Origin of the sequence: Pseudomonas viridiflava, assembly GCF_900602065.1 — a bacterium.
Lineage (GTDB): Bacteria > Pseudomonadota > Gammaproteobacteria > Pseudomonadales > Pseudomonadaceae > Aquipseudomonas.
Map to the genome: position 1 here is coordinate 167,504 of NZ_UWFN01000091.1, position 13,372 is coordinate 180,875.

Genomic DNA, 13,372 nt, shown 5'->3' on the forward strand with positions numbered 1-13,372 from the left:
ATCTTCGATGAGGTGAGCGGATGACAGAGCTGCAGCACACAGCAACAACCCCCGAGCTGTACGAACGTTTGATTAATCGGCTGGGCCTTGCTCTGGAAACGGCAGACATTGCAGTGCGACTGCGTGACGAGTGGCCTGAGGAGCTGGAACTCCGTGGCTTGAGTCGTGCCGAGTTCGATTTGATTGAAGCCTACTTAAACAACGGTGCCGTTGCGGCAGGTGGTGAGGTGAATCCTGATGTAAAAAGCAGTTTCATCGTTTCACGAGAGCCCGTGGGGACGGTATCGATGCCGTCGTATTCAGCCAAGGTCATCTGGCTGAAGGATAAAAAGCGCGCCATGACCCTGGCGAAGTTGAGCCGTCACAACTCAAGCAATTTTTTCAGGCGTTAACCTTCGCAGGCTGCGGGCCTGCATCATAAGCATTGTTGCTTAGCGTCAATCCTTCTAGGCTTCGGGCATCTTCTGGAGATGCCCGATGCCTGTCCGCTATTTTTTCAAAGCGCTTTTTCTCCCTCCCGGTATTTTCTTCGTCCTGTTGCTGCTGGCTTTTTATGTGCGTCGTGCCCGGCCGCGTCTGGCTGCAATATGTTTTGCGACGGGCCTTGGAGGGCTGTGGTTGATGAGCTTGCCTGTGGTCGTAGAGACCGCTGCGCGCAGTATCGAACAAGTACCGCCGATGCCACGCAGCGAGTGGGCAGCCCTTGCGCAGCAGGCGGACGCGATTGTGATTCTCGGCTCGGGCCGCGAGCGTAATGACCCGAGTTGGGGGGCTGACATCCCGACAGGCGTGGCCCTTGAGCGTATGCGCTACGCAGCAAGGCTGGCCAAGGCTTCAGGCCTGCCGATTCTGACGACCGGTGGCTTGCATTACGGCGAGCCGCCGAGTGAGGCGGCCATCATGGCTGAGTCTTTGGAAAACGACTTTGGTGTGCCAGTGCGCTGGCAGGAAGGGTTGAGCCGCACGACCTGGGAAAACGCAACGATGACGGCGGCCATCTTGCAGCCGTTGGGTATCAAGCGGGTGGTGCTTGTAACCCAGGGCTGGCACATGCCGCGCTCGAAATGGAGCTTCGAAAAGGCTGGATTTACGGTGGTTGCCGCCCCCGTCGGTTTTTTGAGTGCCGACAACGCCCGCGTGTTTGGTGGCTGGCTGCCGGAAAGCCGGGCAATCTGGCAGAGCGGGCAGTTGCTCAATGAGGCGGCGGGGTTGCTGGTTTATCCGTGGGTTTATCCATAAGACGAGCCCTGTAGGAGCTGCCGAAGGCTGCGATAGCGGTGCATCAGGGAGAACGCTATCGCAGCCTTCGGCAGCTCCTACAGAGGCTAGTTACACCGTCTTGGAAATCCGGCTCGCTACCAGTGCCCAGCCAATCAGTAGTACGCAAACAATCGCCAATGGCCAGGAGCGCCAGCGCAGGTACGGCGTCAGTTGCTGCATCGGCACAACTTCGCCGTACATCACGCCGCGTTCGAATTGAGGGATGCTGGTGGTGATTTTTCCAAACGGGTCAATCAGCGCGGTAACGCCGTTGTTGGTCGCGCGGATCATCCAGCGGCCAGCCTCCAGCGCGCGCATCTGCGCCATTTGCAAGTGTTGAAGCGGGCCGATGGAGGTGCCGAACCACGTGTCATTACTCACCGTCAGCAGCAATTCGCTTTGCGCTGAAAGCCCGGCAGCAAACTCGGGGTAAACCACTTCATAGCAAATGAATGGCGCGATCCGGTAGCCTTTGGCTTGCAGCATTGCCTGATCGCTCGGACCGCGAGCGAAGTCGGACATAGGCAGGTCAAAAAATGCGATCAGGCCGCGCAGAAGGTCCTGCAAAGGGACGTACTCGCCAAACGGCACCAGCTTTTGCTTCAGGTAAGTGCCTTCGCCCTGACCCACTACGGTGATGGCGTTGTAGTAGTTGTAGCTGCCGCGATCATTGGATTCACGCAGCGGGACGCCGGTAATAAGTGCTGAGCCTCGCTCCGTCGCGAACTGCCCCATCATTTTCAGATAGCCTTCAGCGGAGCTTTTGAGCACCGGTACGGCGGTTTCCGGCCAGATGATCAGGTCGGCCTGTTGCGAGCGGAAAGTCATGTCGCGATACAGCGCCAGTTGCGCGTTGAGCTGTTCGGGGTCCCATTTCATCTGTTGTTCGATGTTGCCCTGCATCGCGACCACTTTCAGCGGCGCACCAGCGGGCGACGTCCAGGCGTAACCTTTCAGCGCCAACGACACAATCCATGGCCCGACCAGAAGAACCAGCGCCGCAGCCAGGAACGACTTGCGCGCCCGCAGCCTTGAAATATTGCACAACAGCGCAGCCGTCAGTGCCAGAGTGAAGGACACCAGCCACATCCCGCCGAGCGGTGCGAGGCCTGCCAGTGGCCCTTCAAGTTGACTGTAACCGGAGTAGAGCCATGGGAAGCCGGTGAGAAACCAGCCGCGGAACGCTTCTTGAACCAGCCACAGGGCTGCAAAAGCGAGTGCGTCGGCTAGCGGGGCTTCGTTGCGGCGGATCCAGCGTGCCCACACCCAGGCGGGCAGGGCAAAGAACCAGGCAATACAGGCGATAAACAGTAGCATCAGGAACCCGGCGAGCAGCACCGATGCGCCGCCGAAGTTATGAATGCTGACATAGATCCAGCTGGTGCCAGCCCCGAACAGGCCAAAGCCAAAGCACCAGCCGCGCCCCAGCGCCTGACGTGGACGCAGGTCGCGCAGACCGAGATAGAACAAGGCCAGCGCGACCAGGGCCAGCGGCCAGATATCGTAGGGGGCTAAAGCGAAGGTGGTAAGCGCGCCAGCCACCACAGCCAGCAGGTTACCGGGCCAGCCGGGGCGGGAGATCCAGCGCATTTACATTCCTTAGAACGGGGTGGCGTTACGAACGTGAAATTGGGCTCAAGCGCAGCAAGTGAATACGACGGCTGTCAGCGTTGAGAATCCGGAAACGGTACGCGCCGATTTCGGTGATTTCATTACGCTTGGGCAGATGCCCGAACGCGCTCATCACCAGACCGCCAACCGTATCGAATTCATCATCAGAGAACTCGCTGTCGAAAAACTCGTTGAAGCTTTCGATGGGCGTGAGCGCCTTGACCAGAAAGTCGCCACTCGGCAGAGGCTTGATGTAGCTGTCTTCCTCAACGTCGTGCTCGTCTTCGATATCGCCGACGATCTGCTCCAGAACGTCTTCGATAGTCACCAGCCCGGCCACGCCGCCGTATTCGTCGATGACGATGGCCATGTGGTTGTGGTTGGCGCGAAACTCACGCAGCAGTACGTTCAGGCGCTTGGATTCGGGCACGAATGTAGCAGGGCGCAGCAAGTTCTTGATGTCGCCTTCGCCGCCATCCTCCTTGAGGATCAGTGGCAGTAGATCCTTGGCCAGCAATACGCCGAGCACGTCGTCATGGCTTTCGCCAATGACAGGGTAGCGCGAGTGCGCGGCGTCGATGACTGCCGGGAGAAACTCCCGTGGCGTCTGGCTGGCCTTAATGCTGATCATCTGCGAGCGCGGCACCATGATGTCGCGCACTTGCAGATCAGCTACCTGAATGGCGCCTTCGACGATGGCCAGCGCTTCGCTGTCCAGCAGCTTGTTCTGGTGGGCTTCGCGCAGCAGCTCAAGGAGCTCCTGGCGGTTTTTCGGCTCATGGGCAAAAGCTTGGGTGAGCTTACCCAGCCATGACTTTTGCCCGTTGCTCGATCGATCTTCGCTCATAGCCCTTACTCGTTGTCCTTGCTTGGTATTGCTGAATGTGGAGGTTCGTCGTGTTCGTCGTCTGCATAGGGATCGGGATAGCCCAACTCTCCAAGCAACGTTCGTTCCAGCGCTTCCATTTCCTCGGCTTCGTCATCGTCTATGTGGTCGTAACCCAACAGATGCAGACAACCGTGAATGACCATGTGCGCCCAATGTGCGTCAATCGCCTTGCCTTGTTCCTGTGCTTCCCGGGCGATTACCGGCACGCAGATGACCAGGTCACCGAGCAGCGGTATATCCAGCATATCGTCGGGCACGTCAGCAGGGAACGACAGGACATTAGTCGCGTAATCCTTGTGGCGCCATGTGTGATTGAGCTCGCGGCCTTCGGTTTCATCCACCAGCCGGATGGTCAATTCGGAGTCGGCACTGCGCTGGCGTAAGCCCATTTCGCACCAAAGGCGGAACTGGGCTTCGCTTGGGACAGTTGCTTCACTCGCCAGTTGCAAGTCCAGCTCAAGCATCGCGGCGGTATTCCCGTGAGGAATTAGTCGTCGCTGGCGGCGCGTCGCTGTTGCGGTCTTCGAAGCGCTCGTAGGCTTCGACGATGCGCTGCACCAGTGGGTGACGGACCACGTCCTTGGGCTTGAAGTGCGTGAAGCTGATGCCCGGCACATCCTTGAGCACGTCGATGACATGCGTCAGGCCAGACTTCGTGCCCTTGGGCAGGTCGACCTGAGTGATGTCGCCGGTAATCACGGCTGTGGAGCCGAAGCCGATCCGGGTCAGAAACATCTTCATCTGCTCGACCGTGGTGTTCTGGCTTTCGTCGAGGATAATGAAGCTGTTATTGAGCGTACGCCCGCGCATGTAGGCCAGCGGTGCGACTTCAATAACCTGCTTTTCGATCAGCTTGGCGACGTATTCGAAGCCCAGCATTTCGTAAAGCGCGTCATACAGCGGGCGCAGGTAAGGGTCGATTTTCTGTGCCAGATCACCCGGCAGGAAGCCGAGCTTTTCGCCCGCTTCAACGGCCGGTCGCACCAACAGGATGCGTCGAATCTGCTCACGCTCCAGCGCATCCACCGCACAGGCCACGGCAAGATAGGTCTTGCCGGTCCCGGCTGGGCCGATACCGAAGTTGATGTCGTTGCCGAGGATTTCTTTGACGTAACGCTGCTGATTCAAGCCACGCGGGCGAATCATGCCTTTTTTGGTACGCAGGGCCACGCCTGGGTCGGCAGCCGGATGGTTATCCAGCTCTTCCACGCCGGATTCCTGCAGGAACAGGTGGACCATGTCAGGCGACAGTTCGGAGCTTTTGGCTTCCCGATACAGGCGGCGCAACAGGTTTTCGGCTGAGGTGGTTTGCTTGGGTTCGCCAATCAGCTCGAACTGATTGCCGCGATTGCGGATCTCGATATTCAGGCGCTGTTCGATGAGACGCAGGTTCTCGTCGAGTTGCCCGCAGAGATTTGCGAAGCGATAGGCCTCGAAAGGTTCGAGGGTAAAACGATGTGGTTCGACTTGTACGTTCAAGGTCGTTTTTAGCTGCCCTGCAATTTAGGTGATACGAAGGATAAACCCTGTGACCAGTGTGCGAAAGCTTTGACTTGAGAAAGGTTGCGCAACGTCATGAGGAGCGCAAAACCCGTGGGAGCGGATTCATCCGCGAAGGGGCGGTACGTCCGACTAATCATTGCCGGACAGAATGCCTTCGCGAATGAGTTCGCTCCCACAGAATTCATTCCAGCAATACGCTCACAGTCAATTCAGCAACGACCCACGCAACGAGTGCGGCTGGGCGTCGTCGATGTGTACGTCGGCAAACTGGCCGATCAGCTTGGGGTTGTCGCAGCGGAAATTGACAATCCGGTTGTTCTCGGTACGGCCCTGCAGTTCGCCCGGGTCTTTTTTCGAGTAGTCGGTCACCAGGATGCGCTGGGTGCTGCCGACCATTTGTCGGCTGATCTCGAAGCCCTGCTGGTTCAGGCGGTGCTGCAAGGCGGCTAAACGCTCTTTTTTCAGCGCTTCGGGCGTTTCATCTGTCAGATCCGCTGCCGGAGTGCCGGGGCGCGGGCTGTAGATGAAGGAAAACGAGAAGTCAAAGCCGACGTCGGCGATGAGCTTCATGGTGTTTTCATGGTCTTTTTCAGTTTCGCCCGGGAAGCCGACGATGAAGTCCGAACTGATGCTGATCCCTGGCACGGCAGCCTTGAGTTTGCGGATTCTGGACTTGTATTCAAGCGTAGTGTGGTTGCGTTTCATGGCGGCCAGAATGCGGTCCGACCCCGACTGCACCGGCAAGTGCAGGTGCTTGACTAGCTCCGGCACTTCGGCGTGGGCCTGGATCAGGCTGTCAGAGAACTCCAGCGGGTGCGAGGTGGTGTAGCGAATGCGGTCGATACCATCCACCGCAGCGACAACCCGGATCAGATCGGCCAGGTCGGCGGCGCGTCCATCATGGGTGGTGCCGCGATAACCGTTGACGTTCTGCCCGAGCAGGGTCACTTCGCGCACACCGTTTTCGGCCAGGTGAATGACCTCGGCGATCACGTCATCGAAAGGCCGGCTGACCTCTTCGCCCCGGGTATAGGGCACAACACAGAACGTGCAGTATTTGCTGCAGCCTTCCATCACGGACACGTAGGCACTCGGGCCATCGACGCGAGGCTCGGGCAAATGGTCGAACTTTTCGATTTCCGGGAAAGAAACGTCGACCTGCGGCAGGCGCGTAAAGCGGGCTGCGTCGATCATTTCCGGCAGGCGGTGCAGGGTTTGCGGGCCAAACACCACGTCCACGTAGGGCGCGCGATCACGAATGGCCGCGCCTTCCTGGCTGGCGACGCAACCGCCAACGGCGATCACCATCTCTGGGTTGGCCAGTTTCAGCTCGCGCCAGCGACCCAACTGAGAGTAAACCCGGTCTTGGGCGCGCTCGCGGATTGAACAGGTGTTGAGCAGGATGACGTCGGCATCTTCCGCACGAGCGGTGACTTCCAGGGCCTGATGTTCGCCCAGCAGATCGACCATGCGCGAGCTGTCGTACTCGTTCATCTGGCAACCGTGGGTTTCGATATAAAGCTTCTTGGCCATGCGTCCGTCATCAGGTGGTTCAAAGAACCGCGCATTATAGTGGTGACGGTCTCTGCTTCCTAGCGTCCTCTACCGAACGGGCATGCTATAGTTCGCGCCCTCTTTTATGTCCCCGATTCTTACCCGCCCTTTATGACCAAACGCGAAGCTCCAATCTACAAAGTGATTTTCCTCAATCAAGGCCAGGTGTTCGAGATGTACGCCAAGCAGATCTATCAAAGTGATCTGTGGGGTTTCCTTGAAGTTGAGGAATTCGTCTTTGGCGAGCGCACGACGGTTGTGGTGGATCCCAGCGAAGAAAAGCTCAAGGCGCAGTTCGAAGGCGTAGTGCGCAGCTTTGTGCCCATGCATTCGATTGTGCGTATCGACGAAGTCGAGCGAATCGGCACGCCGAAGATCAGCGAAGCCCGTGGCACCAGCAACGTGATGCCGTTTCCGATGCCGATGCCGGATAAGTAACGCAGAAAGGATGAATGACGAAGCTGCCGTAATATCTACGGCAGCGGAGCAAACGGCGTGCGCCCTTCAGCCGTCTGCAATTCCAGCAGATACTTGCGGAAGATCTGGCCCAGCACCTGAGTGGCGACTTCAAGCTCGTCGCGCTGCATGTGCTCGGAGACTTCATCGGCGGCGTCCAGTGCGTCTTCGGAGCCGTTCACCGAGGCCATCTTCAGGACGATATACGCCTGAATATTATTGGCCTGCACACCTTCACCCTTCGAGAACATCAGGCCGAGCTGGTACTGCGCCTGCGCGTGACCCTGCAGCGAAGCCTGCTCGAAATAACCCAGTGCTTTGGGCAAGTCACGTGGTGCGTGTTTACCGTCGTAGTAAAACTCGCCCAACTCGTATTGTGCCTGTGCATCCCCGGACTGCGCGGCCTGCTGACACGCGGAAAGCGCTGCTGGCAGGTTGTCTGGCTGGGTATTTAGAGTGCAACGACCCACCGCTGGGATTAACAACGAGTTGCCGCCTGCATTCGCCAGCAGGGGATGAATAAGCAACAGGCAGCCCAATGCAAGGGTGCGGCCGGTGCGGTTCATGGGAATCGACTTACCTCTGAAAAAGGTGCGGGCGGGCCCGTCCAGCTAAACGTGCTGGCTGCGCATTATGAAATAAGCGAGGCCAACCTTACAAAGTCTTTACTGTTTTTCTGCTGCGCGGGGCTGAAAAGCCCGGTTTTGCGGGGGGGACGACACAACTAAATCCTGTGGGAGCGAATTCATTCGCGAAGGCGCCGGCACATCCGACAGAAAATCATCGTTTGTAAACCACCTTCGCGAATGAATTTGCCCCCACAGTTGGTCATGTGCTGCCCTTATTTCAACGCAGCAAATGCCTTCTCGGCGGCATCCAGCGTCAGCTTCAACTCTTCATCGCCATGGGCAATGGACGTGAAACCTGCTTCGAATGCGCTCGGAGCCAGGTAAACGCCGCCCTCAAGCATCAGGTGGAAGAAGCGCTTGAAGCGATCAGCGTCGCTGGTCATGACGTCATTGAAGGTCACAATTTCCTTGGCTTCGCTGAAATACAGACCAAACATGCCGCCCGCCTGGGTGGTCACGAAGGGGATGCCCGCTGCATCAGCGCGTTGTTGCAGGCCTTCGAGCAGGCGGCGAGTAAAGTCGCTGAGTTCGTCGTGGAAGCCCGGGCGGCTGATCAGGCGCAAGGTGGTCAACCCGGCCGCCATGGCCAATGGGTTACCCGAGAGCGTGCCTGCCTGATAAACCGGCCCGAGTGGCGCGATGTGAGACATGATTTCGCGTTTGCCGCCGAAGCAGCCAACCGGCATGCCGCCGCCAATGATCTTGCCGAAGGTGCTCAGGTCCGGTGTCACGCCGTAGTAAGCCTGCGCGCCGCCAAGGGCTACCCGGAAACCGGTCATGACTTCGTCAAAAATCAGCACCACGCCATGTTCATCGCACAGTGCACGCAAACCTTGCAGGTAGCCCGGGGCAGGTGGAACGCAGTTCATGTTGCCTGCAACCGGCTCAACGATGATGCACGCAACTTCCTGGCCCACTTCTGCCAGCAATTCTTTAACGGCGTTCAGATCGTTAAACGGTACGGTCAGCGTGTGTTTGGCGAATGCGGCGGGTACGCCCGGTGAGCTCGGTACGCCCAGGGTCAGTGCGCCGGAACCGGCCTTGACCAACAGGCTGTCAGAGTGACCGTGATAGCAGCCTTCGAACTTGATGATGCTGTCGCGGCCGGTGAAGCCACGGGCCAGACGAATGGCGCTCATGGTTGCCTCAGTGCCCGAGCTGACCATGCGGACCATTTCCATCGACGGAACGATCGAGCAGACCAGATCGGCCATCTCGGTTTCCATGGCAGTGGGCGCGCCGTAGGACAGACCGTGTTCCAGTTGGCTACGCACGGCATCCAGCACTTCCGGGTGGCTATGGCCGAGGATCATCGGTCCCCACGAACCCACGTAGTCGACATAGCGCTTGTCATCTTCGTCGGTGACATAGGCACCGGCCGCATGCTTGAAGAACAACGGTGTGCCGCCGACGCTCTTGAATGCACGTACAGGCGAGTTAACGCCACCGGGAATATGTTTTTGAGCATTGGCGAACAGGGTTTCAGAACGGGACATGAGTAGGTCTCTGACTTAATCGAAATAGGGCCGGGCGCGTCAGGCTCTGTTGAGCAATGCATTGAAGGCGCGGGCGCGGCGAGTGACTTCCTGGGTGTTTTCTGCGCCGAACAGGCCGTGCACCACGGCCAGCAGGTCGGCGCCGTGCTCAACCAGTTGCGGAGCGTTTTCCAGGGTAACGCCACCGATGACAGCAATCGGCATGTTGAAGCGGGCGCGAGCGTGGGTCAGCACGTCCAGCTCGATGGCAGGAGCGTCAGGCTTGGTCGTGGAGTTGAAAAAGCGTCCGAAGGCAATGTAAGTGGCGCCATCTGCTTTCGCCTTTTCGGCCATTTCCAGGCTGCCGTGACACGTGGCGCCAACAATTGCCTTGTGCCCGAGCAGCGCGCGGGCATCAGTGAGCGAGCCGTCAGTCTGGCCCATGTGCACACCTACATCCAGACGCGCAGCCAGGTCAGCATCATCGTTGATGATCAGATGGGTCTTGTACTGCTGGCACAGCTTTAGCAGGGCCGTGGCTTCACGCAGGCGTCTGGATTCATCGCCAGACTTGTCACGGTATTGCAGCAGAGTGACACCGCCATCAAGGGCGGCCTCGACGTAAGACAGGAATTTGCCAGCCAACAGGCGACTGTCGGTGACGGCATACAAGCCACGTAGTTTCATAGATAGAGCCTCATCACGTGGCGTTACGAACAGAAATCCAGGGGCAGGCGCCGGGGAACGAATTGTCCTTTGCCCAGCTGTTCAGCATCGCGCAGCGTGCGCCAAGTGTAGTCCAGAGCGGTCTGCACAGCGCTGACCAGGTTTTCGCCTTGCGCCAGACGACCTGCCAGAGCGCTGGCCAGTGTGCAGCCAGAGCCGTGATAACTGCCGGGGAGGCGCTGACAGATAAAGGTGCGTGTTTCACCGCCACGGCTATATAAACGGTTGTGGACCTCCACCTCGTCACCATGCCCGCCGGTGATCAGCAGGTGTTCGCAGAATGGCAGCAGTTTTTCAGCACATTCGTCAGCCGTGCCTTCCGGTAATTCGGCCAGAATACGGGCTTCCGGCAGATTCGGCGTCGCGATGGTAGCCAGCGGCAGCAAGCGTTCACGCATGGCATAGCCGACTTCATCCTTGCCCAGACGCCCACCACCGCCAGCGCGCAGCACTGGATCGCAGACCATCGGCAGGTGCGGGTTCGCTTCAAGCAGCCCCACGACGGTGTCGACCATTTCCAGAGAGCCGAGCATCCCTAGCTTTACCGCCGCCACGGTCGAGTCGTTGAGTACTGCATTGGCTTGCGCCAGTACCCACTCGCGATCCAGCACCCTGAAGTCAGTGACATTCACAGTGTCTTGTATGGTCAGTGCGGTAACTGCCGGGGCCGCATGGCAACCCTGGGCGAGCAATGCTTCGATATCTGCTTGCAGACCGGCACCACCACTTGGATCGTGACCGGACAGGCAGAGGACAACAGGGCGGGAGCTATAGATATTCATGGTGCGCGAGCTTACCACTAAACTTTTTTTGGCACCGCTCAGCAGGCTCGGAATTTTCATACAGCCGATAGAGATTCTGGGCAGATATTCAGGCGATGAATTTAGTTCATAAATTCACGGTCTGTCTGTAAGTGTTGATTTAGAGCCTTTTAAACGATTTTAGAAAATAGTGCATCAGACCTTTTGGCAGCTATGCTTTAGAGCGTTGGCATGAAATAGTGATGGCACGAACCCGGTACGGCTGTGTGAAGTGAGCGAGCCTGTGTAAACAGGTCCACATTGAGATAGTTGTTTCAGGCTGTCTGGAGCTACTCCAAAAAAATCAGGAACCGCAGAACGCGTCGCTCCAATGGAAGGGGGCTAGCGACGTCAACTGACGGATCTATCCGGGGCTTTATGCGCTATTTGTTGATCATGCTGGTCGCCTTGTTGTCGCAGCTAGCCAGTGCCGTCGATTTTGACGAGAGCACTCGCAGCCTTGCGTTGGGCCGAGCAGTTCAGGTGTTTGAAGATGTCAGCGGCGAGGCGACGATCAGTGATGTCAGCTCGGCGGCGATGTCGGCCAGCTTCCGCAACCTCGACAGCGACACCCTGAACGCAGGCTTTTCCAACTCTGCCTTTTGGCTCAGGGTTGATTTGCGCTATTTACCCAGAGACGTCACCGCTCACCGTGACTGGATGGTGGAACTGGCCTATCCGCCCATGGATTACGTGGATTTCTATCTACCTGATGCTCTCGGCACTCAGCACCTTGCCTGGCAAACGGGGGACATGCTGCCGTTCTCCAGCCGACAGATCAAACAGGCCAATTACCTGTTCGAGGTCAGCCTGGAGCCCGGCCAAAGCAAGACCATTTACTTGCGCGTGAAAAGCGCTGGCTCGATCCAGGTCCCGTTGAGCCTGTGGGACAGCAGTGCCTATCTGGAGGAGCAACCGCCGCGCATGTACGTGCTGGGCGTGTTGTATGGCGTACTTCTGGTGATGCTGATTTACAACCTGTGCATCTATCTTGGTGTGCGTGACGTCAGCTACCTGTACTACGTTCTCTACATCGCACCTCTTGGGCTTTATCAACTGGCGCTTAACGGCATTGGCGTCGAGTTTCTGTGGCCAGAGAGTCCCTGGCTCGCCAATGTCGCGCCCTTGTTCCTGCTGATGATGTCGGTTCTGTTCGCTTGCCAGTTTGCCCGCTCTTTCCTGCAGACAAAAAGCATCGGAGCCTGGATTGATCATTCACTTGTGCTGGTAATGGCAGCTGCTGGCGTGGTGATGTTGCTGAGCTTGTCGCCTAACCTCAATCTGGCGTTTCGCTTGTACGGTGGGTTGATGCTGGTATTTACCGCGATGATCTTTGTCGCGGGTATCACTGCGATGTGTCATGGGGTACGCGAGGCCCGGTATTTTGTCCTTGCCTGGACTGCGTTTTTGCTGGGCAGTGTGATTCACGTCGGCATGTTGTCGGGCTACTTGCCGCACACGTTCTTCACCATGTACGCCAATCAGATCGGCTCAGCCATGGAAGCGGCCCTTGTTTCCATGGCATTGGCTGTTCGGATCAACCAAAGCCGTGAGGAGCATGCGCAGATCATGCGTCAGGCCGGGGAAAATCTGGAGCGGGCCAACCAGGCACTGGCGGCAAGCAACCGGCTCAAGGACGAGTTTCTCGCCACCCTCACTCATGAGTTGCGCACTCCCATGAACGGCGTGATCGGCTCGTTGGAGCTGATGCAAACCGTAGACCTGAACCCTGAGCTTGCCTCTTACCATCAGACGGCCGCCAGTTCTGCACAGGACATGATGGGGATGGTGAACGGCATTCTGACCCTCACGGAGTTGCAGGCCGGGCGGCTGCACGTCGTGCCTGAACCGTTCGACTTACGCTGCCTCATCATGGCACTCAAGGGGCACTACAACGCAGCCGCGCGGAGCAAAGGGCTCAGGCTGGTCGTCGATTGGGTTGAGCCACTGCGAAGTGACCTGGTGGGGGATGTATACAAGCTGCGCCAATGTCTGGAATGCCTGTTGGACAACGCCATCAAGTTCACTCAGTCCGGCTCGGTCAGAATTCGCGTTCAGGCGCTGGGGCACAATGAGGAACAGGTTCAACTGCTGATCGAGATAATCGACAGCGGCATAGGCTTTACCCGACTGGACGAGTCAACGCTCTATCAGCACTTCTTTCAAGTAGATGGCTCTTTGACTCGCCAATATGGTGGGCTGGGCATCGGCCTGGCGATTTGTCGGCAGTTGATTGAGTTGCAGGGCGGACGACTTAGCCACCACTCTGCACCCGGCGAGGGCAGTTGCTTTGCGCTTAAAGTGAAGTTCGGCGTTTCAGCGCAAACGTCGGCGCTCGCTGAACGGCCTGTAAGGCTGCGCAGTGATCATTGAGCAAGCAAGGCAAAAGCGCCGCAAATTCGTCGTATATGGCGCTTTTTAATGGGCTGAGTGCGTGATTCACTTCGTGTCTGGCTGTGTTTGAAGCGC

At 57.9% G+C, this 13,372-nt stretch carries 13 protein-coding genes; 4 read left to right on the forward strand and 9 right to left on the reverse strand.

Going from position 1 to position 13,372, the window contains the following annotated elements; translation table 11 throughout:
* Window positions 1-20: 20 nt before the first annotated feature.
* Entirely contained in the window at window positions 21-392 is a 372-nt protein-coding gene (locus EE949_RS02305; protein WP_122662481.1) for a hypothetical protein, read from the forward strand.
* Window positions 393-477: 85 nt separating this feature from the next.
* A complete protein-coding gene (locus tag EE949_RS02310; RefSeq protein WP_122662483.1) occupies window positions 478-1,239 on the forward strand; it encodes a YdcF family protein in 762 nt (253 codons plus the stop codon).
* 90 nt (window positions 1,240-1,329) lie between these two features.
* Here EE949_RS02310 and lnt read toward each other — a convergent pair whose 3' ends face one another.
* The 5 genes from lnt to miaB form a co-directional block, all read right to left on the reverse strand.
* Complete coding sequence (gene lnt, locus EE949_RS02315) at window positions 1,330-2,850, reverse strand: apolipoprotein N-acyltransferase (RefSeq protein WP_122662485.1); 1,521 nt, start codon at window positions 2,848-2,850, stop codon at window positions 1,330-1,332.
* A 25-nt stretch (window positions 2,851-2,875) separates the two neighbouring features.
* The gene (locus EE949_RS02320; RefSeq protein WP_122662487.1) at window positions 2,876-3,718 is read right to left on the reverse strand and encodes an HlyC/CorC family transporter; all 843 of its coding nucleotides are present in this window, start codon (window positions 3,716-3,718) and stop codon (window positions 2,876-2,878) included.
* A gap of 5 nt (window positions 3,719-3,723) precedes the next feature.
* The gene (gene ybeY / locus EE949_RS02325; protein WP_122662489.1) at window positions 3,724-4,224 is read right to left on the reverse strand and encodes an rRNA maturation RNase YbeY; all 501 of its coding nucleotides are present in this window, start codon (window positions 4,222-4,224) and stop codon (window positions 3,724-3,726) included.
* Window positions 4,217-5,239: a PhoH family protein gene (locus tag EE949_RS02330; protein ID WP_122662491.1), complete on the reverse strand. Its 1,023-nt coding sequence runs from the start codon at window positions 5,237-5,239 to the stop codon at window positions 4,217-4,219. Before EE949_RS02330 ends, ybeY begins: the two co-directional genes overlap by 8 nt.
* Before the next feature lie 228 nt (window positions 5,240-5,467).
* Window positions 5,468-6,796: a tRNA (N6-isopentenyl adenosine(37)-C2)-methylthiotransferase MiaB gene (gene miaB, locus EE949_RS02335; RefSeq protein ID WP_122662493.1), complete on the reverse strand. Its 1,329-nt coding sequence runs from the start codon at window positions 6,794-6,796 to the stop codon at window positions 5,468-5,470.
* Between the two features lie 132 nt (window positions 6,797-6,928).
* Between miaB and EE949_RS02340 the strand changes: the two genes are divergently transcribed.
* Entirely contained in the window at window positions 6,929-7,255 is a 327-nt protein-coding gene (locus EE949_RS02340) for a DUF1820 family protein (protein WP_087267690.1), read from the forward strand.
* Between the two features lie 35 nt (window positions 7,256-7,290).
* Here EE949_RS02340 and EE949_RS02345 read toward each other — a convergent pair whose 3' ends face one another.
* From EE949_RS02345 to EE949_RS02360, 4 genes are all read right to left on the reverse strand, one after another.
* Window positions 7,291-7,839 carry a tetratricopeptide repeat protein gene (locus tag EE949_RS02345; RefSeq protein ID WP_122662495.1) on the reverse strand — a complete coding sequence of 183 codons (549 nt, stop codon included), beginning with the start codon at window positions 7,837-7,839 and terminating at the stop codon, window positions 7,291-7,293.
* Window positions 7,840-8,114: 275 nt separating this feature from the next.
* A complete protein-coding gene (gene hemL / locus EE949_RS02350) occupies window positions 8,115-9,398 on the reverse strand; it encodes a glutamate-1-semialdehyde 2,1-aminomutase (RefSeq protein ID WP_122662497.1) in 1,284 nt (427 codons plus the stop codon).
* 39 nt (window positions 9,399-9,437) lie between these two features.
* Window positions 9,438-10,064: a thiamine phosphate synthase gene (thiE, locus tag EE949_RS02355; protein ID WP_122662499.1), complete on the reverse strand. Its 627-nt coding sequence runs from the start codon at window positions 10,062-10,064 to the stop codon at window positions 9,438-9,440.
* Window positions 10,065-10,087: 23 nt separating this feature from the next.
* Entirely contained in the window at window positions 10,088-10,885 is a 798-nt protein-coding gene (locus EE949_RS02360) for a hydroxymethylpyrimidine/phosphomethylpyrimidine kinase (protein ID WP_122662618.1), read from the reverse strand.
* Window positions 10,886-11,281: 396 nt separating this feature from the next.
* Here EE949_RS02360 and EE949_RS02365 point away from each other — a divergent pair, with 396 nt between their 5' ends.
* Window positions 11,282-13,276, forward strand: a complete 1,995-nt coding sequence (locus EE949_RS02365) for a sensor histidine kinase (RefSeq protein ID WP_122662501.1) — start codon at window positions 11,282-11,284, stop codon at window positions 13,274-13,276.
* The last annotated feature ends 96 nt before the right edge of the window (window positions 13,277-13,372 follow it).